The 21,647-nt window shown below is 41.3% G+C and carries 21 protein-coding genes; 4 read left to right on the forward strand and 17 right to left on the reverse strand.

What is annotated here, in order from left to right; genetic code table 11:
• Nucleotides 1-25: 25 nt before the first annotated feature.
• The 5 genes from CH373_RS07035 to CH373_RS07055 are packed head-to-tail and all read right to left on the reverse strand — an operon-like array spanning nucleotide 26 to nucleotide 6,737.
• Nucleotides 26-361 carry a hypothetical protein gene (locus CH373_RS07035; RefSeq protein WP_243393299.1) on the reverse strand — a complete coding sequence of 112 codons (336 nt, stop codon included), beginning with the start codon at nucleotides 359-361 and terminating at the stop codon, nucleotides 26-28.
• 6 nt (nucleotides 362-367) lie between these two features.
• Entirely contained in the window at nucleotides 368-4,105 is a 3,738-nt protein-coding gene (gene metH / locus CH373_RS07040) for a methionine synthase (RefSeq protein WP_100712687.1), read from the reverse strand.
• The gene (locus CH373_RS07045) at nucleotides 4,102-4,401 is read right to left on the reverse strand and encodes a DUF362 domain-containing protein (RefSeq protein WP_100712688.1); all 300 of its coding nucleotides are present in this window, start codon (nucleotides 4,399-4,401) and stop codon (nucleotides 4,102-4,104) included. Before CH373_RS07045 ends, metH begins: the two co-directional genes overlap by 4 nt.
• A 27-nt stretch (nucleotides 4,402-4,428) precedes the next feature.
• On the reverse strand, nucleotides 4,429-5,742 hold the full coding sequence (ahcY, locus tag CH373_RS07050) for an adenosylhomocysteinase (protein ID WP_100712689.1): 1,314 nt from the start codon (nucleotides 5,740-5,742) through the stop codon (nucleotides 4,429-4,431).
• Nucleotides 5,742-6,737: an ArsR/SmtB family transcription factor gene (locus CH373_RS07055; RefSeq protein WP_243393303.1), complete on the reverse strand. Its 996-nt coding sequence runs from the start codon at nucleotides 6,735-6,737 to the stop codon at nucleotides 5,742-5,744. The genes ahcY and CH373_RS07055 overlap by 1 nt, the downstream gene beginning before the upstream one ends.
• Between CH373_RS07055 and CH373_RS18795 the strand changes: the two genes are divergently transcribed.
• Nucleotides 6,715-6,867: a hypothetical protein gene (locus tag CH373_RS18795; RefSeq protein WP_243393309.1), complete on the forward strand. Its 153-nt coding sequence runs from the start codon at nucleotides 6,715-6,717 to the stop codon at nucleotides 6,865-6,867. The genes CH373_RS07055 and CH373_RS18795 overlap by 23 nt on opposite strands.
• 50 nt (nucleotides 6,868-6,917) lie before the next feature.
• Here CH373_RS18795 and CH373_RS18940 read toward each other — a convergent pair whose 3' ends face one another.
• On the reverse strand, nucleotides 6,918-7,445 hold the full coding sequence (locus CH373_RS18940; protein ID WP_165778792.1) for a DUF1564 family protein: 528 nt from the start codon (nucleotides 7,443-7,445) through the stop codon (nucleotides 6,918-6,920).
• Nucleotides 7,446-7,571: 126 nt separating this feature from the next.
• Here CH373_RS18940 and CH373_RS07065 point away from each other — a divergent pair, with 126 nt between their 5' ends.
• The gene (locus CH373_RS07065; RefSeq protein ID WP_100712691.1) at nucleotides 7,572-8,474 is read left to right on the forward strand and encodes a haloalkane dehalogenase; all 903 of its coding nucleotides are present in this window, start codon (nucleotides 7,572-7,574) and stop codon (nucleotides 8,472-8,474) included.
• A 49-nt stretch (nucleotides 8,475-8,523) separates the two neighbouring features.
• On the opposite strand, the gene CH373_RS07070 is transcribed toward CH373_RS07065, so the two are convergent.
• The 7 genes from CH373_RS07070 to CH373_RS07100 all read right to left on the reverse strand — a co-directional run bounded on the left by CH373_RS07070 (nucleotide 8,524) and on the right by CH373_RS07100 (nucleotide 14,548).
• Nucleotides 8,524-9,246: a FecR family protein gene (locus CH373_RS07070; protein ID WP_207761441.1), complete on the reverse strand. Its 723-nt coding sequence runs from the start codon at nucleotides 9,244-9,246 to the stop codon at nucleotides 8,524-8,526.
• A 133-nt stretch (nucleotides 9,247-9,379) separates the two neighbouring features.
• Nucleotides 9,380-10,411 carry a DNA-methyltransferase gene (locus tag CH373_RS07075; protein WP_100712933.1) on the reverse strand — a complete coding sequence of 344 codons (1,032 nt, stop codon included), beginning with the start codon at nucleotides 10,409-10,411 and terminating at the stop codon, nucleotides 9,380-9,382.
• Between the two features lie 56 nt (nucleotides 10,412-10,467).
• Nucleotides 10,468-11,376 (reverse strand): DMT family transporter, encoded by a 909-nt coding sequence (locus CH373_RS07080; protein ID WP_341476344.1) that lies wholly within the window; start codon nucleotides 11,374-11,376, stop codon nucleotides 10,468-10,470.
• Nucleotides 11,360-11,923 carry a hypothetical protein gene (locus CH373_RS07085; protein ID WP_100712694.1) on the reverse strand — a complete coding sequence of 188 codons (564 nt, stop codon included), beginning with the start codon at nucleotides 11,921-11,923 and terminating at the stop codon, nucleotides 11,360-11,362. The genes CH373_RS07080 and CH373_RS07085 overlap by 17 nt, the downstream gene beginning before the upstream one ends.
• A 62-nt stretch (nucleotides 11,924-11,985) precedes the next feature.
• Nucleotides 11,986-13,026: a FecR domain-containing protein gene (locus tag CH373_RS07090; protein WP_100712695.1), complete on the reverse strand. Its 1,041-nt coding sequence runs from the start codon at nucleotides 13,024-13,026 to the stop codon at nucleotides 11,986-11,988.
• 48 nt (nucleotides 13,027-13,074) lie between these two features.
• Nucleotides 13,075-13,596, reverse strand: a complete 522-nt coding sequence (locus CH373_RS07095; RefSeq protein ID WP_100712696.1) for an RNA polymerase sigma factor — start codon at nucleotides 13,594-13,596, stop codon at nucleotides 13,075-13,077.
• Nucleotides 13,597-13,789: 193 nt separating this feature from the next.
• Nucleotides 13,790-14,548, reverse strand: coding sequence for a DUF547 domain-containing protein (locus CH373_RS07100; protein WP_100712697.1), 759 nt, complete (start codon nucleotides 14,546-14,548; stop codon nucleotides 13,790-13,792).
• A gap of 216 nt (nucleotides 14,549-14,764) precedes the next feature.
• On the opposite strand from CH373_RS07100, the gene CH373_RS07105 reads away from it, so the two are divergent.
• Nucleotides 14,765-15,034 (forward strand): hypothetical protein, encoded by a 270-nt coding sequence (locus CH373_RS07105; protein WP_423789756.1) that lies wholly within the window; start codon nucleotides 14,765-14,767, stop codon nucleotides 15,032-15,034.
• A 122-nt stretch (nucleotides 15,035-15,156) separates the two neighbouring features.
• On the opposite strand, the gene CH373_RS07110 is transcribed toward CH373_RS07105, so the two are convergent.
• From CH373_RS07110 to CH373_RS07125, 4 genes are all read right to left on the reverse strand, one after another.
• Entirely contained in the window at nucleotides 15,157-15,435 is a 279-nt protein-coding gene (locus tag CH373_RS07110) for a TIGR04454 family lipoprotein (protein WP_100712698.1), read from the reverse strand.
• A 148-nt stretch (nucleotides 15,436-15,583) separates the two neighbouring features.
• Nucleotides 15,584-17,485 carry a glycoside hydrolase family 5 protein gene (locus tag CH373_RS07115; protein WP_100712699.1) on the reverse strand — a complete coding sequence of 634 codons (1,902 nt, stop codon included), beginning with the start codon at nucleotides 17,483-17,485 and terminating at the stop codon, nucleotides 15,584-15,586.
• Between the two features lie 6 nt (nucleotides 17,486-17,491).
• A complete protein-coding gene (locus CH373_RS07120) occupies nucleotides 17,492-18,373 on the reverse strand; it encodes a patatin-like phospholipase family protein (RefSeq protein ID WP_100712700.1) in 882 nt (293 codons plus the stop codon).
• A gap of 512 nt (nucleotides 18,374-18,885) precedes the next feature.
• Nucleotides 18,886-20,103 (reverse strand): MFS transporter, encoded by a 1,218-nt coding sequence (locus tag CH373_RS07125; protein WP_100712701.1) that lies wholly within the window; start codon nucleotides 20,101-20,103, stop codon nucleotides 18,886-18,888.
• A 139-nt stretch (nucleotides 20,104-20,242) separates the two neighbouring features.
• Between CH373_RS07125 and CH373_RS07130 the strand changes: the two genes are divergently transcribed.
• Nucleotides 20,243-21,526, forward strand: coding sequence for an acetyl-CoA hydrolase/transferase family protein (locus CH373_RS07130; protein ID WP_100712702.1), 1,284 nt, complete (start codon nucleotides 20,243-20,245; stop codon nucleotides 21,524-21,526).
• Nucleotides 21,527-21,647: the final 121 nt, after the last annotated feature.

Consider the following 21,647-nt stretch of genomic DNA (forward strand, 5'->3'; position numbering starts at 1 on the left):
GGAAAGATTGTGGAGACTGTCGAAGTTACGACATTTTTTGCCTATCCACTGACAGCCTGAAATCGATTTTGCTAATGAATTCCTTTTTGCGAGAAAAGCGAATCGTCATGACAGACTCGCTCAAGCTCGTCGGAAAGATTTCCACCCAAGTTTCATTAATCGGACAGGAAAGATCAACGCAAGACTCTTCTCGGACCCGAAGGATACTATCTGGCATTTCGAATTTCTGCCTTAATGCAGATGCTAACCAAGGATGGAACGAAAATTCCGAGCCAGGCATACAAAGCTCTGCAAAATTTTCGTGTCCACTATGAGCACTTACATTATGCAGATCTTTATTTGTCGTATCTTCGACACTCATAATACTTTAGACGACCGGAACAGTCTCTTTCGTATCATAGGCAAGATTTGGAGAAAGCCAACGTTCTACTTCTGGAACACTCATTCCTTTTCTCGAGGCATAATCCTCGATTTGGTCCTTATTGATCTTTGCAACAGCGAAATACTTCGATTCCGGATGAGCAAAATATAGACCGCTTACTGAGCTGGCCGGCCACATTGCAAAATGCTCTGTAAGTGTGATCCCGGTATTTTTTTCTACCTGAAGCAAATCAAAAAGGATCCTTTTTTCTGTATGATCTGGACTCGCAGGATATCCAGCTGCAGGACGAATTCCTTGGTACCTTTCTCGGATTAAATCTTCCTTAGATAAAATTTCTTCTTTTGTGTATCCCCAAAGTTCTTTACGAACTTTTTCGTGCATAAATTCCGCAAAAGCTTCCGCGAAACGATCTCCCAAGGCTTTTGCCATAATCGAATTGTAATCGTCCTGCTTGTTCTCAAAAGCTTTCGCAAACTCGTCTACACCGTGACCAGAAGTAACGGCAAATCCACCGATATAATCTGCAAGGCCTGAATCTTTCGGCGCAATATAGTCCGCCAAACAGTAATTTGGTTCTCCATTTTCTTCTTTAGAGATCTGTTGCCGAAGAGTGTGGAAAGTAGTTAGAACTTTCTTTCTCGATTCATCTTCATAAACTTCTATATCATCCCCTACACTATTGGCAGGGAATATTCCGATTACGCCCTTGGTTCTAAATTCATTATTCTTAATGATCCGTTCCATTAAAGCTAGAGCATCATTATATAATTCTCTAGCTTGTTTTCCGGTAATTTCATTTTCTAATATGGAAGGGAATCTCCCCTTCAATTCCCAAGCATGAAAGAAAGGAGACCAATCTATATACTCTTTCAAAGTAGATAATGAAATCTCTTCATCAAATACTTTAACTCCTAAAAATTTGGGCTTGGCTATTGGAACATTCGACCAATCAGAGACGTATTTGTTCTCTCTTGCTTCGTCAATAGAGACTAATTTTCTCTCGCTTCTCGTGCTAAAATAAATCTCTCTTTGCTTCTTTTGTTCTTCTTTAATCTGTAGAATATAATCAGGCTTTAAAGAAGGACTGAGAAGCTTACCAACAACATTTACGACCCTAGACGCATCTAAGACATGCACCACGGGGTGCTCATATTTCTCAGAAATCTTTACCGAAGTATGGGCAGAACTTGTCGTAGCACCTCCGATCAATAATGGAATATCGAACCCGTTTCTTTGCATCTCCGAAGCGACATGAACCATTTCATCCAAGGAAGGTGTGATTAGACCCGATAGTCCGATCACGTTCACTTTGTTTTCTTTTGCCTGCTCCAAGATTCTTTCACAAGGAACCATTACTCCAAGGTCAATCACCTCATAGTTGTTACACGCCAAGACTACAGATACGATATTCTTTCCGATATCGTGAACATCTCCCTTGACTGTGGCGATTAGAAATTTAGGTTTATTTAATGCTTCTGCTGAGTTTCTGTTCTCTTCTTCCATGAACGGCAATAGGTAAGCGACTGCTTTCTTCATCACCCTTGCACTTTTCACTACTTGAGGGAGAAACATCTTGCCGGAACCGAACAAATCTCCGACTACTTTCATTCCGTCCATCAAAGGACCTTCAATGATTGATAAAGGTCTCCCGTATTTTACTCTAGCTTCTTCGGTGTCCTGGTCGATAAATTCTACGATTCCCTTTACTAGAGCATGTTCTAATCTTTGCTCTACCGAGCCTTCTCTCCAGGCATCTTCTTTCTTTTCTACTTTTTCGCCTGCCTTGACGGTCTCGGCAAACTCGATCAACCTTTCTGTTGCATCGGATCTTCGATTGAGAAGTACGTCCTCCACCATTTCGAGAAGGTCTTTCGGAATCTCTTCATACACCGCCAGCATTCCGGCATTTACGATCGCCATGTCCATTCCCGCCTGGATCGCATGATAAAGGAACGCTGCGTGCATAGCCTCCCTTACCGGATTATTACCGCGGAATGAGAAAGATACGTTACTCAATCCACCGCTAACTTTAGCTCCCGGACATCTCTTTTTTATCTCTTTAACTGCTTCAATAAAATCGACAGCATAATTGTTGTGTTCTTCAATTCCCGTTCCGACAGTTAAAATATTTGGATCAAAAATGATATCCTCTGCTAAATAATCTGCCTTATCAAGAAGTAGATGATAGGCCCGTTCGCAAATCCTAACCTTATCATCTTTTGTAGCAGCTTGGCCTTGTTCGTCAAAAGCCATTACGATTACAGAAGCACCATATCTACGGACAAGCTTGGCATGAGCTAAAAACTTTTCTTCACCTTCTTTCAATGAAATTGAGTTAACGATCGGTTTTCCTTGAATGCATTTTAATCCAGCTTCCAGTACTGTCCATTTTGAGCTGTCGATCATAAACGGAACTCTCGCTATGTCAGGCTCAGAAGCGATCAGGTTGAGAAAATGCTTCATAGAAGCTTCTCCATCTAACAGTGCTTCATCGAAATTTAGATCGATAATGTTCGCACCAGATTCCACTTGCTGCAAGGCAACGGAAACAGCCTCTTCAAAATTTCCTTCAAGTATTAGTTTCTTAAACTTAGGAGAACCGGTAACATTTGTCCTCTCTCCTACCAAAAGGAATCCTTTGTCCGGAGTTATATTCAAAGCTTCTAATCCAGAAAGCCGAGTAAGCGGAGTTATATGGGGAATTCTTCTGGGCGATTTCCCTGCAACTGCTTTAGCTGCGGCGGCAATATGTTCTGGAGTGGTTCCGCAACAACCTCCCGCGATATTTAACCAACCTTTGGAAGAAAACTCTTCGATAAAAGCTCCAAATTCCTCGGGGGTTTGGTCATAGCCACCGAAGGCATTCGGCAAACCGGCATTCGGATAACAACAAATATAAAACTCAGCGACTTGAGATAGCTCTTCTATGTAAGGTCTCATCTCTCCCGCACCAAGAGCACAGTTAATTCCTATTGTTAAAGGATTTGCATGATGAACGGAATTATAAAAAGCCTCGATAGTTTGACCAGATAAAGTACGACCTGACGCATCCGTGATAGTCACCGATAAAGATAGAGGAATGCGAACATTCAAATCTGCAAAAACGTTTTCAACCGCGAAGATAGCAGCCTTTAAATTTAGAGTATCTATATTCGTTTCTAATAATAGAATATCGACTCCAGCTTCTACTAACGATCGAGCCTGCTCGTAAAAGGTCTCTACTAATTCGTCGAAAGAGGTAGCTCTGAACGCAGGGTCGTTCACATCCGGAGAGAGCGAAGCAGTTCTATTCGTCGGACCCATTGCTCCAGCTAAGAAAATAGGTTTATCCGGATTCTTACTCTGGAATCTTGAGATTGCCGCTCTTGCAACACTGACGGCAGCCCGGTTTAGTTCATCCACAAGAAATTCGGTCTTATAATCAGCTTGAGAGATTCTATTAGAACTAAATGTATTCGTTTCTAATATATTTGCTCCAGCTTCTAAAAATTTATAATGTATCTCTTCCACAATCTCTGGGCGACTTAATACAAGAAGATCATTATTTCCTTTTAATGAGTGGGGATGTCCTTCTAACCTTTTGCCCTGGAAATCTTTTTCTGATAGAGAATAGCGTTGGATCATCGTTCCCATAGCACCATCGAGGACTAAAATCTGCTTTTGCAATAGCTCAATAAGCAGTTTCGATGAATCGTTTGTATATTTGGGAGAGCTTTTCTTCATAATGAACTCTTACTACAGGGATCCTTTATTAATGGATTTTTTAAATCTTTGATGACTGGAAGTGACTTGGATTCAATCGCATTTTTTCGAATCCAATCCTTCCAGTTTGGAGGTACTTCATCTTCGGGAAAAATCGCATTCACCGGACATTCTCTCAAACAATCATTGCAATGAATGCAGACATCCGGATCAATTAAAACCAGATCCTTTCCTTCCCGAAATGCCTCCACAGGACATACTGCGGCACAATATGTATACTTACAACCAACGCATGGCTCAGTTACAACGTATGCCACAGTCTTCCTACCTTGTGCAAAAATAGATTAGTATCTATAGTTCTCCGGTTTGAACGGACCTTCTATAGATACACCAATATATTCTGCCTGTTTTGCGTTCAGCTTTGTGAGCCTTACACCTAACTGCTCCAAGTGAAGCGCGGCAACTTTCTCATCCAGATGTTTTGGTAAACAATATACTCCAATTTCATACTTGTTATTCCAGAGATCAATCTGCGCCAAAACTTGGTTCGTGAAAGAGCAGGACATTACGAAAGATGGGTGACCGGTAGCACATCCTAAGTTTACAAGACGTCCTTCTGCCAATACAATAATAGACTTACCTTCCGGGAAAGTGTACTTATCGACTTGAGGTTTAATCTCCTTCTTAATGACTCCTTTTTCAGAGTTCAATCTAGACATTTGAATTTCAGTATCAAAGTGTCCGATATTACAGAGAATCGCGCCATCCTTCATTGCTTTCATATGCTCGAGGGTGATGATGTCATCGTTGCCGGTCGCAGTTACGACAATGTCAACGGCTTCAATCACGTCTTCAACTCGAAGAACCTGATAGCCCTCCATTACAGCTTGGAGGGCGCAAATAGGATCGATTTCGGTGATAATCACACGGGCGCCAAAATTCCTTAAAGAAGCGGCGGATCCCTTTCCAACGTCACCATAACCGCAGATCAAAGCAGTTTTCCCGGCAAGCATTACATCCGTAGCTCTCTTAATTCCATCAGCAAGAGACTCGCGGCAACCATAAAGGTTGTCAAACTTTGACTTAGTCACTGAGTCATTCACATTGATAGCAGGGATCTTTAATTCACCTTTCTTTAATAGTTTATAAAGACCTTTCACACCAGTGGTAGTTTCCTCAGATACACCCTTTATTTCCTCAAGTAGCTTTGGATACTTCTCATGAACGTAAGCAGTCAAATCGCCACCGTCATCCAAAATCATATTTGGACCTTTTCCACCGTCGAAAAATAGAGTTTGTTCAATGCACCACCAATATTCTTCGTCTGTTTCTCCCTTCCAAGCAAAGACCGGAACTCCGGTTTTAGCAATTGCCGCTGCTGCGTGGTCTTGTGTTGAAAAAATGTTACAAGAAGACCAACGAATCTCCGCACCAAGCTCGGTCAAAGTCTCAATCAAAACAGCAGTTTGGATTGTCATGTGCAGGGAACCTGCGATTCTTGCTCCTTTCAACGGTTGTTTGCCCTTATACTCTTGGCGAACAGCCATAAGACCAGGCATTTCCTTTTCGGCCAAAATGATCTCCTCGCGTCCCCATTCTGCGAGGGAAATATCTTTAACCTTATACCGTAGTCCTTTCTCTTGTATAGTCGCGGACATTATAGTCCTCCTTTTTTCCTAGCTTTAATAATTAATACTTTGAAGTATTCCTGTGTATCTATTTCTTCAGTCGAGATTAGTTCAAATCCTGAGTGCTCTAACCATTCCGTAAGCAAATCCAAATCAAATCCCAACCAAAGATCTGCAAAGTTATCCCTCATAAATTCTTGGGAATGCTTCTTAAGATCGACAATGACTAGTGTTCCTTCGTCTACTAGGACCCTTTTAATTTCTCTTAATGCTTTCGGCGGATTTGAAAGATGGTGAAGAACCATCGAAGCTACGACAGCTTCTGCGGAGGAAGTAAGAGAAACTGGAAGCGATTCCAGGTCCGCGACCAGAAAATTCACATTAGGGTTATTCTGAAAAGAACTTCGGGCTTCTTGAATCATACTTTCAGATGAATCGATTCCAGTAACTTCTTTACTCCTAGTTAGTAAGTATGGAATTAAACCACCCGGTCCGCACCCTAAGTCGAAGATCCGACAAACAGATTCGGGAAGTAACTGAAGGATCTTCTTTCTATAATGAACTGGATCCAAAACATTCTTTTGAATGGATTCCCAATCCTTTGCTACAGTGTTAAAATAGGCAGAGCGATCTAAATCCCGTTTTTTCAAAATTCCATAAGTGCTATCGTAATCTATATGAGAAAAAGGTAAATTTTGACTTTCTGCAAGCAGCACCAATAATAATGCACTTGGGAAATCACCCGGGATTTTTTCTTTTTGAAGTCTATAGTAAACCCAAGAGCCTTCCCTTTGAGAATGAAGAAAACCTGCATCTAATAGTATTTTCAAATGACGAGAAACACGAGACTGGCCCATATCCAAGACCTCTGTGATCTCCTGGACATTCAATGGGGTTAACGAAAGAATACGTAGAATTCTGATTCTCGTTTCATCTGATAGTGCCTTCAGAGCGGAAATAATCTTTTTTGAAGATGTTGCCTCAGATCTTAGGAGGGCCCGTTTGTTTGTATTTTCCGAAGCAATGGTAGAAATCGACGAGATAGCCGACCATGAAGACTTCTCTGGCAAGGTTCTCGCCTCTAAACTCCCCTTGATCATTAACTCAGCGGATTTGCTATTGGAATCCATAAGGATAGATATCAAGATATCTTGATATCTATCAACCCTTTATTTTCTTTCCGGGCGAAAATTAAGAGACATAGCCTAAACAGGGCCATGCTTAGAATGCGAAAACAGCTTCGGATCAAATATGCAGAAAAGGCCAATTTTATCCCTTTGATAATCTATAGATTTCCAAATTAACATTCTTTTGGGAGAGGAGAGTCTCGTACTATTCCAAAATGATCGGAAGATCTTCCTCTTAATTTTTGATAAATCCCAGTGAATCAGAAGGGAAATCAGATAGCTTTGCGATACACCCAAGGTGCTTCCAATCATTCGTAATTCTTGATATGATCGTTCGATTGGACGATAGCTGCAGCGAATCAAATTTTGCTCCTTTGGCTGGTATTTAGTCCGAAGCATACTTGGATTAAGATGCCCTTGTGAAAGTAATAACAATCGGTACTCGGAGATAAGTTCATGAATATAGTTTGCAAAACTCCTTTTCCGCAATCTCGGAATCACTCGGAGCCACTGGACTTTCGGTATGAGTGCTGTTGAAGCAAATCTATTACGCTGGATTTGAAATTCCTTTCTATGTGTTGAATTAAAATATACAGACTCTTTCAAAGTAATCCTGACAGGTGTCGCGAAAGCAAAACTGCTAACAAAAAAGTCTTATAAGCGAAAAAAACTGGATCTATTTTAAGAATCTCTAAATATTCGTTTCTTCTCTAAAAATGGGGGGGAATTCATATGCAAAAGGTATTAAAAACGCCAGAACAGAGTTTCAACAATCTCCCTGATTATCCGTTTCAACCAAACTTTGTTAAAGTAGGTGACCTTCGAATGCATTATTTGAATGAGGGGGATAAGAACTCGAGTGAAACAATCCTCCTCCTTCACGGAGAACCATCCTGGTCTTATCTGTATAGAAAAATGATCCCTAAGCTTTCTGCTTCGAGTTTTCGTGTCGTAACTCCTGACCTAATTGGTTTCGGCAAATCAGATAAGCCAGTTCAAAAGGAAATATTTACATATCAGCAGCATGTTGATTGGCTTATAGAATTCATCGATACATTAAATCTTAAGAATATTACACTTTTCTGCCAGGATTGGGGTGGATTGTTAGGCTTGCGAGCCGCTGTCGCCAGAGAGCATTTATTCAAAAGAATTTGTGCCTCCAATACTTTTCTTCCCACAGGGGATAATCCGCCAAAGGAGGCATTTCTAAAATGGCTTTCTTTTTCGCAAAAAGTGAAAAATCTGCCTATAGCAAAAATAATTCAGTCCGGATGCGTGTCGGAACTTCGTCCTGAAGTATTGAAAGCATATGCTGCTCCGTATCCTGATGAGAGTTATAAGGCAGCAGCGAGAATGTTTCCGACACTAGTCCCAATAACTCCAGATAACCCTGCTTCTCAGGCGAATCGAGATGCTTGGCAAATTCTCCGCAACTGGAGAAAACCTTTTCTAACCGCATTTAGTGATTCCGACGATTTAACAAAAGGCGGGGATATCTTTTTCCGAAGATTAATCCCGGGCACAAAAGGCCAAAAGCATACCACAATAGAAAAGGCCGGTCACTTTTTACAAGAGGACAAAGGAGAAGAATTGGCACAGGTTCTGATCGATTTTATTTCAAGCAATCCTGGCTAATTTCTGCAATTTCGGAAGGAAAGAACCAGGTATTAAGACCAGATCACATCTATTGATAGCTGGACTCCCTGGCTTTTCTGATCATTTCTTGATTTTGCTCTCTTTGATTTTTTAGAAGCTGATAATTCTCTTCACTAATTTTGCGAAACCCGTCCAAAATCTTCATCTTCTCTTGCATAAAAATCTCGAGAGGCTGCTTCAATAGACCCTCCGGAGATAGAATAGCCTCTTCGCCAGATTTTACAGGTACACTATTGCCGGAAGATGTCGTAACTCCGACTTCCCCCTCTTTCACAAATATCCCATTCGGAATATTTGAATCCTCATTTTTTGGATTTTGCTTTCTAGCTTCTTCCGATTCTTCACTTACGACAAATTGTGTCCCTCGGACACCTGCAGTATAAGAAGTAGAAGAGACTGAAAAGTTTTCCTTTTTATCGGATTTATCAACTCGGGCAAAAACCTTTCCGGAGACCAATTGAACAGTAGATTTGTTTTCCTTTGCAGAAGAAGACAGGTCAGCAATTTTTACTTTTGAAAACGGAGCCAGCCGAATTACGGCATTCGGCCCGACTTGAATATCTGCCTTACCATCAGCCGATTCAATAGTATCTTCTTTTCCCAATACAACATTTTTCTTCAGATCCAGTTTCTTTCCATTTTGAGTGTAAGAAACCTTTCCACTAACAAATAGTGTAACAGCAATTTCATCCGCAGCGTAAATAGAATAAGTGAAAGGAGAAACTAACAGCAGTACGATGCACGATTTCATTCTAAATTTTGATAAAATGGCCATACAATTTCATTCCTCGTTTCAGACTGCTGAAGCATTTGAATATCTATTTCCGCTCTAAAAGGGAATATCCATTCAAAATAACAATCGGACATTCTATATTCGTACAATTTTAAGAATACAATTTTTTTCCGTTTTTTGATGGCGCAAAAGCGACATACTTAGTCTTGCATTGAGTCGGATCAATCATCTCAATTGAATCTATACTTTCGAAACGAAGCTGTCTTTCCTGATTCGTTACAACTGGAATCTCATACAATTGATTTCTGTGCCCCACAGATTTTCCGATCTTTTTTTGATGAGATAGAAATTCAGAATGCTCTTTCCAGCGCTTATGTAGAAGTTCCGACGCAATTTTTCGCCCTTCGATCAACCTTCTCTTACCTATCTCAAAAATACTAGAATCGATTTCGATTCCAATGCTATTGCGAACCGCAATCATTGCTGCCAGTGAAGTAGTACCTGTCCCCCAGAATGGGTCTAGAACAAGGTCCCCCTTGATCGAAAACATGTTCACCAGTCTGTACGCAAATTCTAGTGGGAAAGCGGCGCTTCGATTTCTGGAAGTCTTGTCGGAACTTACACCCTGCCTCTCCCCTTTGATCTCCCACACATCCGAGAACCACTTATTTCTTTCTTCCCAAAAGAAAGCGCTTTCGCGCCTGATTTGCTGTTCCAATTTACTGAATTTGCGAAGGCCACCTTTTCTAAGCACTAGAATGTACTCATGCTCATAGGTAACATAAGCTCCAACTGGAAGCATACCCGAGCCCATAAACTTTGTCGGAGAATTTGTCTGTTTCCTCCATAAAATATCAGGAAGGCTGGCGAATCCTAAATTCAGACAAGAAGAAAGAATTCTAGAATGGTTGGAATAGAGTCGGAATTCGCTTCCCAGACTTCTTGTCGCATCTCCAATATTGACTAGTAGAATCCCTCCATCTTTCAAAACTCGATAAGATTCACTCCAAACCCTATCCAGCTCCAAATGCATCTTCTCGAAGGCTTCCATACCCTTCGAAGAGCTTAACAGTTTTTGAATATTAGAATTCCATCCTTCAAAGAGAGAGTCCCACATTTGAACCATAGGGTACGGTGGAGAAGTCAGTACTAAGTCAATAGTATTACTCGAAATCGATTTCATCCTTCTGGAATCATCAACATGAAATGAATGCGTTGTTTCGATAGGTCGAGGACTCTTCACCTAGTAGCCCTTTTGGTTGTAAGATAAACTCCGGAAAGAATCAATCCGCCCCCTACGTATTGTTGTGCAGATAAAGATTCCCCTGCAAATATTCCGATGATCGCAGTCGCAATCGGAACTAGGTTCACATAGATGGAAGTTCTAGCAGGTCCTAAACTGCTTACTCCGATATTCCAAAAACGGAAAGCAAATACCGAGGCAAAGATCCCCATATAGGCAATCGATAACCAAAAATAAGTTTCATCAAGACCCGGGATTGTTTTTAAGGAATCAAAACCATCCCGAACAATCAACAGCGGGAAAAGGAGGACTGTACCTATACAGATGGACAAACCTGATGCAAGGTTAGCGGGGACCTCCTTCATTACCTTCCTTCCAATAATTGCATAGATTGCCCAAGAAATAGAGGCACAAATTAGTAGAAGTTCTCCCTTCCCGATATTTAACGTTGTAAGCCGTTCCAGGCTCCCCTGAGTAATCAGGACGAAGACACCGAGAAACGAGACGAAAATTCCTAGCCAATTCTTTTTACTTAATACTTCTAATCCCAACAGTACGCTAATCAACGCAGTGATCCCAGGATTCGAACCGGCAATCAAAGAGCCGCTTACGGCGGAAGTTCGCATTAATCCTTCGAAAAAGAAAAGATTGTAAATGAATATCCCGAAGAAGGACATCCAAAACAGATAAAACCAATTCTTACGATCGATTTCAGAGAGTGGTTTTCCATTTGCTTCTACTTTGAATAAAATCAGAGCAAAAATGGATGCAAATCCGAATCTCAGCGAGGCAACCATGATCGGTGATGCATTTAACATTGCGATCTTGGCGGAATGAAATGCCAAACCCCAAAGTAGAGCGGTTATGGCTAAAAGAAGGTGACTTATTCTATTGTTTTTTTCCAGAAATCTTTTTCTCTATAACTTGGTTCAAGAGGTCCGCCAAGTCTTGGAACTCGTCGCCCTTTCGAATCCGAATTTTATCTACGTCTTTCCCTTCAATAAGCAATTTTAAATTTTTCTTAATATTATAAACTGGCCCAGCCATTTTATGTGAATATAAGATCACGAAGAGGGCCGACAAAAGCAAATACAATAAAGAGAAAAGTAAAATTCCTCGAAACTGTATCGTAAACATGTCTAGATTATGATCGTAGTTTGGGAGGAAAATTTCGCGTTCTACGAACTTCTCTTTCTCAACACCGTTTACAACTTCGAATCCCTTTTGGTAAACTTTTACAGGATCTTCCCTAAGTCTGAAGACAACTCCCTTATCATGCCGAGTTGAATGGACCCAATACAGAAACCCTAAAGTTAGGAGCAGCCCAAATATAAATAATAGAGAAAAGTTAAGTAGAAACCTGAGTTGAAAGTCCTTATCAATTATATAATTGGAAAGGTGCCTTTTGTAAATGGATAGTTTCTTAGGTTTTACGGGATTCTCTTCAGGCATTACATTTCCCCTTTGTAGGTAGTTTCTGCCAGAATTTCTCAGGTGTCAAAAATAATTCAAAATTAGCGGACCTGAATCACTTCTTGGACCATTTCTCTTGGAATCTGAATTTCTTTGTCCAGGGTCTGTAGATACATAAATTGTTCATCCATATCTATGATCACGCCATCTTGGACCGTTTTATCTGTGAGAACCACTCTCTCCAGCCTTTGGTATTCCTTAAACAGTTCGTCTTTTGAGACAAAAGAACGGTCCTTATTTCTTGGAATTTCCTCGACTGGCAATCTCTCGAATTTTCCGCTCAGATCCTGCAATTCCTGATCTCTCAAAAAGGATCTCTGAAAGCCCTTTGAGCCCAGCTTAATTTTTTGGCCGGGTTCCAATACTTGCTCTCCCTTATCAGTCTCCCCTTCTTTGAGCACAGCAACTCTTCCTTCTAAAACGGATACTTCTACTCCGCTTTCAGGATTTGCCGAAACGGAAAATTTCGTGCCTCTGACCTCGATCTTTCCCATTTCGGTTAGAATCTGAAATTCTTCTTTTTTAAGATTCTTATGAAGGTGAACCAAAAGATTTCCGTTCTTTAAACGGAAGGAATCTTTTCCTTCTTTCACAATTTCTAGATCTGTATTAGGAGAAAGTAATAATCCGATTCCTTTCGAAACGGAAATTCTAAGCACCGAATCTGCATCCGTAGAAACAGACTGGCCAAGAGCTACCGATTCTCCCAAATTGAGTGCGACTTTGTGAGACGAATCGGAGGAAGAAAGAAAAGCTCTTCCTTGGATCTCCTGGATTACAATACCGGAAGGCTCTAAAACCGGAGCTTTTTCCTTCATTAGGAAATAGACAGGGAAAACTAGAATGACTGCTGCAGCTGCGGCGACCCAATATAAATAAGGGCTTCGAAAAGAAAGTAGCTTCGATTTAGAATCGACTTGGGCATCAGAAAAAAGCTTTTCAAACTGAGAAGCTTTGACTCCCGAATCCAATTCAACCCAAGGTTTTGCTAGTAAAGATCCAAGTACATCCACAGTCGGAGTAAGGTCGTTCGCCTTACCTTCCAGTGCATCTTGTATCTTCTTTTCCAGGTCCTTATCCATTGTCCCTGTTTTTACCCTTTCCTATTCTCTGAAGCTAGTCTACCCATCTTAACCGGGAAGTATCTGTCTAGCTTTCGCAAGTTCTAAGAGTTTCCCCGTTGCCCTTACCACCAAACGCGATGCAGTTGCAACCGAGATCCCCATTACCTCAGCGATATCCGCTAAAGTATAATTCTCTATATTTTTCAAAACTAGTGCGTATCTTTCATCCTCATCAAGGTCACCTAGACACTCTTTTAGCCTCAGTTCCAAATCCGAAAGTTCCGCTTTTCTGACAAAGCTGGGTCCTTCTTCCCGAAAGGACTGAATGTCCTCAGCGCCGGATTCCTTGACCGTAGAAAATTTCTTGGCGTGATTGATGGAACGATTACGAGCGATTGTGTACAAAAGTTTGAGCGATTGCTCCCGAGTTAGATCAGATTCAGAATACTTCTTAAAGAAGTTCAGGAAAGTATCCTGCATTAAATCCGAAGCAACCTCGGCATTCCCGGTGTACTTGTAGAGGAAGTCAAAAATCCTCCCGCTGGATTCCCTATATAGAGCCTCCATAAAATCTTTCCGGGATGTCATTGCACTACAATCCTAGCGGGAAAACCTAATTCAAGTAATTTCCTGCCAGAGTTTAGGCCCGTATTGTTCTTTCTTTACCGAAGAGCCCTCCTAATATTTTAGTTACGCTCGATTTTTAAAACACCCGGTTGGGAACCTTTTTACACAGATCGGTATTTTTTCCCGAAAAATTTTGCCGTTTTGATTCCACTTTTTATCTGGTTTGATTCAAGTCCCAATCGTAGTCGTTGAATTGAATCTTGGTGTCCATTGGAATCGAGGCCCCAGAATTCCGGTTGTAGAAGTCGATCAGGGTTGCGCCTTCTCGGGTAAAATCCTCCTTGAACCAGTCCATAATCTTGGAGAGATAGAGAACCTTCTTGGAAGCATCAAAATTGTTTTTATGGGGATCTTTTAAGAAACTGCGAGTGATTTTCTTTAATTGGTCCCTGATAAGGTCTGCCTTGAAGGATTCTCCCAACAACGGTGGGCAGCCCATCGAAGCACAATTGATCGCAAAATGGATTCTTGGCTCGCGAAAGTCCTTTCTCAGCTTTTCATGTTCGATCCAATCTAAGTGATGCTTTTCTCCCAATAACGTAAAGAATTCTTTCTTCCAGGGACTTCCCAAAAACCCTCCGATATCTTTGATGCTTTTGACCGGATAGTTATCGACGACGAGTTTTACGGTGAATGCATTATACGCGTTGATCAAAAAGGCTAATTTTTGGTTTTCGCTAAACTGAGAATATGTTTGGCCACTTACAGAAGAAATTGAGGAAAGATATTCATTTAGTTTTTTTGCATCCTGCTGAAAAGAGACATAGTCTACTAATCCGTTCTTTACGTTTTTCTTAAGTAACAAATCCCATGCTAAATGATTATGATCAAAAGCAAGAATTGATGAAACCGGGGTGATGAATAGAAATAAGAGAATGTATTGAATTCGCAAAAATCGAAGGCCGTCGATCATATTTGTTCCCTGTTCTTAAAGTTGGTTCTATTTTTGATTTTGTCTTCTGGACCAAATGGAATGTTTTTATACCCAAAAAGTCTTTTCTGATCCTTGTTCTAATACAGAGTTCTTTCTCCGGTCCTGGTAAATTCTTTTTCGTTTTTATACCGATATTAATTGTAGGTGCAAAGATTGAAGGGATTTCTTACCTCCTATATCTGTTTCTTTCTCGTTATCTATTATCTGAGTGCTTCATTTCTTGGGATACATCCAGATCCTTCTAGTACATTTCCTGGACAAGACCCAGAATCTAAACCTTTATTGAGAGTTTGGCCTAGCTTTAGGGAAGAAGAATGTGAGTGGGCAATTCGATGGGATATTTGCTTACGATGTGTAAAAAGGAATTTTAGATACGCGCAGAAAATCCATTTTTACAAGGAAGGACTCTATCGGGAAAGCGGGTGTTATACAGAGGAAAAAGGATTCTTTTTAATCGAAAGATAATCGGAAATAGAGGAGCGTCAAACCAGAAACGAGTTGTAAAGCGACCAGTAGATGATTTCAGCTGAAGAAAAAAGCGATTCCAGGATCCGATTTTTTTTCGGACCCCGGTGCTTTCAAAAATCTTATTTTTTGCAAACTGCCAAAGCTTGGATGTCTTTTGCAGATTTGAGACAGCTCAGATCATACTTTCCGGACATACATTCTTTTAGCAACATAGGAGCCAAAGATGGCTTCAAAGAATTCAACTTCTCTGTCTCTTCAGGTGATTTTCCCTGAGTTAAGTTTTGAAATAAGTCGTTCACGACAGGCTCGCATTCCGCTTGACTCACCTTGGCTCCACCACAGGAAACCATAACGAATAAAGCAAGAGCCGGAAGAATTGCGAAAGAAAGTTTCTTCATGTAAAACCTCTTTATTTTAATTTAATGTTCACTTTTTTTAATCAGGATCGGGAGAGCAAAGGCTTTCCAGAAGAATCGAATGGTAAATGAGAACATTCTCAAATAACCGATTCGCGACCATTCTATTGTTTCCCATTTCGATGAAAAGTTATTTTTTTAAAGGACTAATAGTAATCCCGTAGTGGGAAATTCCCTTTTCTCCTTTAAACTTAAGAAGCCTTTTCTTTGGATCAAATTTCCAAGTGCCCGCATTTACAAGGACTTCCACTTGTTTTCCATAGTGGATCTCCGGAAGAAAAATTTCGGCCTCTGGAATTTCGTTCTCTTCTCGCCGAAAAGAGTATTTGAACAAAGACCTGTGCATATCGAATGAGATCGCTTCCGGAATTCCTTTGGTCCGAATTGGATATGGTCGAGAAAATGCTCGGACCGCCCTTCCCCCATCTGGATTCATATCCTTTGGAGTATCGATCGAATAAATCGATAAGTCTTCTTCATTCCATCGATCACCCAAACTGTGAGTATTATCCGGAGTGTAATTCCAAAGAGTATAATGTACAAACTGCTTTTCCATAGGGACTAGCATGCGATCTAGAGCTTCTTCCAAGTGGTTATAGTCCTTGGTTAAGAAAGCTTTTCTCGCATTCATATCCATCGGAATTCCGGTTTCTCCAATCACTGTAGGACAATTGCCCATTTTCTTTAGAGACATTTCTTTGATCAGTCGAATCGTATCATCATATGCTTCTCTGATTTTCTTTTTACCGAAAACTGGTTGGTGTTTGAAAGTATGAACTCCGAACCAAGGAACGAATCTTTTTAAAAGCAAAATGGAGGCGTCATACCAGTGGGTTGCATTTATTACCCCTCCCGTTCCGGGTTTGGATTCCTCGTCCCATTCTAACTCTAGCTGTGTCGGATCACTCTCTATGAATATGGAAAAGCGTTTTTGGACAGTTTGAATTCTACGTTTGAATTCCTTTATGAATGGAACCATGTATTGTGGATAGAAATCCACCTGTCTTCCTCGAACTTTTGAAAAGTAATCCGCTTTCAAAAGCATGGGGGCTCCGTTCGGATCGTAATCCCAAACTCCGTGGTCTTTCCATACACAGCTTTTTCCTTTTTTCCAAAGAGGTATTCCGTTGGGATTCAATTTGACTTTGCCCAAACTGACTCCCATAAATCCGAGCATCTGTGAAACCTTTACGTGAGCAGGCCTCCCCTCCGAAAGAAACATTTCTTGGAAAGGAGATGAAGTAATTACTTTGCCGAAACCGAATCCAGAGAATTCACCTAGATTTTTTTTCCCGATCCAGCCTGGGGATGGTTCGTTTAAAGAATCGAAGCCGATTACGTTCTTGTACTTTATTAACTTTTTTGCAAGTTTACAAATCGAATCGATATAGTGATCCTGCAGGAAGTCCTGCACATTTTGTCCCTGGATCTTAGCTCTTGGTGCAAAAGTATTTCCACCAAAGAATAAAGTAAACATGGTAGCACACGCATACTTCTGGTAGTTTAAAGGCCAGGACATTCTTCGGTAATTTCTACCTTGGAAATGATGCACAATTGCAGTGTCCGAATCTCGGAGCTTGCTAATATCCATTCCGAGTTCTTCCATTGTCCAACCCGGAGCACCGTCTCCTCCGGTGAATCTAGACCAAACATCCTGGTGAGGGTCGATGAAGATGTAGAATCCTTTTTTCTCGGCTAAGGCTACCATTCTCTCCACATAGTCCAAGTACTGTTGGTCGTACTTTCCCGGGCCTTTGTGTTCGATAGCTTCCCATGTAACAATGAATCTTAAAAAGTTGAATCCCCATTTTCTAAGTCGATCCAAGTGTTCAGCGGCACTTGATTCTTCCAAAGGACGTCCCACAAAGGAGACGTTTTTGTGATCTAAAAAACTCTGAGTTTGTTCAAAGTGAGTCGTTCCGTCCGGTTGCGTCGGAACTTTTGCACTCCCGGAAAGGTTTACTCCTCTTAATTGGAGTACATAGCCTTCGCTATCATAAAAGTGACCGTTTAGCGATTCTACTTGTAACATATATAATTACACTTCTCCAAATTGCAATTTGGCGTCTTCGTATCCTCTACTAATCAAGTAGTCCGCCTGTACTTGAGAAAAATTTAATATACTTCCGAATCCGAGCGAAGTCCGAGGACCAATAACTCTAATTTTGATTTCAGGCGAATCGGATCCTCCAAAGGAAAGCAAGGATCTTCGAAGGCTTTTCCTTTTGATTCTCCTTCTTCTCTCATATTGCAGATTCGCCATGATCGTTTGAAATGAGCCGATTAAGGATAACTCGAAGATTCTTTCTAATGCTTCCCTTCTGTTTCTGGGCAAACTCATGTTTACTCCACCAACAGGAGAAAGTAATACCACTACGATTTCAGTGGCTCCTCTTTCCACCGCCGGCAAGATAGGTGTGTTTGCCATAATTCCACCGTCCCAGTGAGGTTTTCCGTCCACATACTGCCAGGGAAAAATTAAGGGGATAGCGGACGAAGCCATAACATGCTCGATATCTATGTCCTTATTTCCAAAAAAAACAAGTTCTGCATTGAGAATGTTCACAGCGGTGATAATTACGTGCATTGGATTCTTTCTTAATTTTCTAAAATCCAGCTGGGAATATAATAAATATTTTAAGGGGGTAGTATCTGCTAAAGGGGAGAATCTTCGGAATATTAGATCCAAGAAGTCATTCCAAATGGAATACTTCATCACCTTCTGAACTTCGATTGATTTCCAAAGTTCAACCACTTGTTTTGCGTCTAGTCCGCAACCCATTGCGGTGGCAGTAATCGCACCGACAGAAGTTCCACAAACGATATCCGGCTTGAAATGTATCTCTTCCAGATATTTGAGCACTCCGGCTTGGTACGCGCCTCTTGCTCCTCCTCCGGATAAAATTAAAGCTCTCTTCATTCGGGTGCTGATCCGTTCGTCAGTTTTCCTTTGAAGGAGTAAATTTCAAGACGGATTATGTTAGGTGGGGGGATGGTCGAAGTTACGACAATTTCCCAGGGAAATTCGATCGTTTCTTGAGTGTAAGAGAACGCGCAGAGGGAAGTTTGAGAGGACGAGATACGTCGTGTCGAAGTTACGACAAAACTGGAGATAAGAGGGATTAAAACCTCCTGAGCGGCTGCTTCTTTTGTGTCGTAACTTCGACACTTTCAGATGCCTGGAAGTGACCAATTCCCAGGGCTCAGTAAGGCCAGTGGTCTGATGGTATTGCAATAGGTCCCAAGCGGGCCCTTGCAAGCGGCTTGGGCTATTGCTCAGCCACCTCACAGGTCATTAATTTGCTGCAACTATCGCTACTCACTAAACCACCTCCTTTTCGTGTGGGCAGACCGTATTCTGTCTCATTAAAAAGTCAAGAATTCTCTGAAAATTTTTTACCGAAGCTTCGACCTTACCTGCAAGTGACAGTCCTAAGAAACGATTCTGACTTTTCTAGAAATGTAGAGAGCGAGTAAGTTAAATCCAACGGAACAGAAACCTACAATATCATATCTTTGGAAAGAACCATCTGGAAGAGTTACTAAGATCAGTCCGGCTAGGTTCGCTCCAAGACCGGCAGCAACATTTTGTAAACCAGTGTTCACCGACATAAAGCTCCCTCGAATTTCTGGCCTCACAGCGGAAGTGACTAAGGCAATTGCCGGGATGATTCTTCCGGAAACCAAAACCATGAATATGGTAGTTACGGCTAACGCTGTCCAGAGAGGCACTTTTGGTAAATGAGTAATTACTACGATCGGAATGATACTTAGGAGAACAATATTGAGGAACATTCTATGCTTCCCGTAAAGGTCCGTTAGATAGCCAATCAATCTAGAAGAAAAAAATGTACAAGCTCCTCCGAAAAGATAGATCAGCTGAACATCAGTTTTCGAGAAACCAATATTTCGCTCCATATAAACTGCTATCGAAGTTACGACAGTAAATCCTCCAAGAATCACCAGCATGAAGAAAGCAATCGCTTTGAGGTGATTCCCGTCGGAGAAAACGAATTTCAATTGAGAAAAGTCAAAGGCTCCGGTCTTGGCCTGCTTCGCTGGAATGCTTGGCAAAAATAGAAAGGCTCCTAATAATACCGGTAGTCCAACTAATACGATAAAACCGAAAGTATGATTCCAAGAAAACTTACTGGCAATCCAAAGACCTGTCGGAACTCCGATCACAGACGCAGCAGAGAAAGCTCCCATAACCGCGCCGGTCGCCCTTCCTCTTTTATCTATCGGAAAAACGTCTCCGATGATCGAAAGCACGATTCCTCCGAGCATTCCCCCAAAGGTCCCGGCAACAATTCTAGAAACTAAAAGAAATGAAAATGAATTTGCAATAGAGCAACAAAAAGTGCCAATCATGAAACCTAAGTACAAGAAAATAGTTGCATACTTCCTGTTAAAACGATCGATAAAATTACCGCCTACTATACCCGCAATGGCTGCAGCATAAGAATAAGATGCGAAAACGATCGAAAACTGCCCAACATCGATTTGAAACTGCCTCAAAAAATAGTCTTGGAGCGGAAACAGGATCATCAAATCCATGAAGTGAGTAAACTGAATGCTAGCTAGCAACAATATTAAGAATGACTCGTTCACTTTCCCGCTGGAATCGGTTCTAACGTTTGCAGAAATCATAATAAAAACCAGAGTTTGTAATCGAAACTAGAATGGGAGAATAATTCATAATTCAAAAAACTTGCCTCCAAAAATCTCCATCAAAGCGGAATGAAAAAGTAAAACTAAACTAGAATTTGGTCTAAAAATTTATAAATATATGAAACTTACACTTACAAGCGCAGAAAAAGCAGTCTCGGTAATTCAATCCAATCAAAGAGTATTCGTGCATAGCGTCTTTGCTTCTCCTAGGCCGCTTGTCAATGCACTCTCCCAAAGGGCTTCCGAACTAAGAAATGTAGAAATGGTTCATATCCATACGGAAGGCGATGCGCCTTACGCTGAAGAGGGCATGGAAAAAAGTTTCCATGTAAATGCGCTTTTCGTTGGGCCAAACATGAGAAAAGCCGTGGAAGAAGGTCGGGCAGATTATATTCCAGTATTCTTAAGTGAATGTCCTGCGCTCTTCCGAAAAGGAATCTTACCGATCGATGTCGCACTCATACAAGTTTCTCCACCAGACAAGCACGGATACTGTTCTCTCGGTGTTTCCGTTGATATTGCGAAAGCTGCTGTAGACACTGCAAAAATCGTTATCGCGCAATTGAATCGACATATGCCCAGAACTCATGGGGATGGAATCATTCATATTGATCGAATTCACTCTTTTGTGGAAGGTCATGAGCCATTATTGGAAGCAGAGATTTCTAAACCTGATGAAATCGAGATGGCTATTGGCAAACATGTAGCGGCGCTAGTGGACGACGGTGCAACTTTACAAATGGGAATCGGTGCGATTCCAAACGCAGTCTTGTCCTGTCTCGGCAATCATAAAAATTTAGGCATCCATACGGAGATGTTTTCTGACGGTGCCATTCCTCTAATTGAAAGCGGAGTCATTAACGGGTCTCAAAAGACAAACCATCCGGGAAAAACTGTTTCAGGATTTGTAATGGGCACCAAGAAACTTTATGACTTCATTGATGACAACCCTCAGGTAGTTCTTTTGGACATAGCTTATGTGAACGACACTCACGTAATCCGGAGAAACCCAAAGGTAACCGCAATTAATTCTGCAATTGAAGTAGATATTACTGGGCAAGTTTGCGCCGATTCAATTGGCTCAAGACAGTTTTCAGGTGTAGGAGGTCAGATGGATTTTATTAGAGGGGCCTCACTTTCAGAAGGAGGAAAACCAATCATTGCGCTTCCTTCTTCCACTTCAAAAGGACTTTCCAGGATCGTTCCTATGTTAAAGCCTGCTGCCGGAGTTACGACAACCAGAGCCCACGTTCACTATATCGTGACAGAATTCGGGGTCGCGGATCTATACGGCAAAAACCTCAGGCAGAGGGCAATGGCGCTCGTCGGAATCGCCCACCCTAATCATAGAGAATCTCTGGAAAAAGAAATCTGGCAGCGTTTCCATAAAATAGGGTCATAATTCTTCTATCAGTTTTGGCGGCCTCTATGATTGGGGAATGGGGGAAGGAGGAAATTCGATCTCTTTTGTCGAAGTTACGACATCCCTACCCCGACGAAAATTGTCTGAAAAACATTTCCGC

This window comes from Leptospira perolatii (genome assembly GCF_002811875.1).
Classification (GTDB): Bacteria; Spirochaetota; Leptospiria; order Leptospirales; family Leptospiraceae; genus Leptospira_B; species Leptospira_B perolatii.

Excerpts from the sequence above, each read along its gene's own strand:
- CH373_RS07035 (WP_243393299.1), bottom strand. The coding sequence starts at position 361 with ATGAGTGTCGAAGATACGACAAATAAAGATCTGCATAATGTAAGTGCT.
- metH (WP_100712687.1), bottom strand. The coding sequence starts at position 4,105 with ATGAAGAAAAGCTCTCCCAAATATACAAACGATTCATCGAAACTGCTT.
- ahcY (WP_100712689.1), bottom strand. The coding sequence starts at position 5,742 with ATGTCCGCGACTATACAAGAGAAAGGACTACGGTATAAGGTTAAAGAT.
- CH373_RS07065 (WP_100712691.1), top strand. The coding sequence starts at position 7,572 with ATGCAAAAGGTATTAAAAACGCCAGAACAGAGTTTCAACAATCTCCCT.
- CH373_RS07070 (WP_207761441.1), bottom strand. The coding sequence starts at position 9,246 with ATGAAATCGTGCATCGTACTGCTGTTAGTTTCTCCTTTCACTTATTCT.
- CH373_RS07075 (WP_100712933.1), bottom strand. The coding sequence starts at position 10,411 with ATGAAATCGATTTCGAGTAATACTATTGACTTAGTACTGACTTCTCCA.
- CH373_RS07085 (WP_100712694.1), bottom strand. The coding sequence starts at position 11,923 with ATGCCTGAAGAGAATCCCGTAAAACCTAAGAAACTATCCATTTACAAA.
- CH373_RS07090 (WP_100712695.1), bottom strand. The coding sequence starts at position 13,026 with ATGGATAAGGACCTGGAAAAGAAGATACAAGATGCACTGGAAGGTAAG.
- CH373_RS07095 (WP_100712696.1), bottom strand. The coding sequence starts at position 13,596 with ATGACATCCCGGAAAGATTTTATGGAGGCTCTATATAGGGAATCCAGC.
- CH373_RS07100 (WP_100712697.1), bottom strand. The coding sequence starts at position 14,548 with ATGATCGACGGCCTTCGATTTTTGCGAATTCAATACATTCTCTTATTT.
- CH373_RS07110 (WP_100712698.1), bottom strand. The coding sequence starts at position 15,435 with ATGAAGAAACTTTCTTTCGCAATTCTTCCGGCTCTTGCTTTATTCGTT.
- CH373_RS07115 (WP_100712699.1), bottom strand. The coding sequence starts at position 17,485 with ATGTTACAAGTAGAATCGCTAAACGGTCACTTTTATGATAGCGAAGGC.
- CH373_RS07120 (WP_100712700.1), bottom strand. The coding sequence starts at position 18,373 with ATGAAGAGAGCTTTAATTTTATCCGGAGGAGGAGCAAGAGGCGCGTAC.
- CH373_RS07125 (WP_100712701.1), bottom strand. The coding sequence starts at position 20,103 with ATGATTTCTGCAAACGTTAGAACCGATTCCAGCGGGAAAGTGAACGAG.
- CH373_RS07130 (WP_100712702.1), top strand. The coding sequence starts at position 20,243 with ATGAAACTTACACTTACAAGCGCAGAAAAAGCAGTCTCGGTAATTCAA.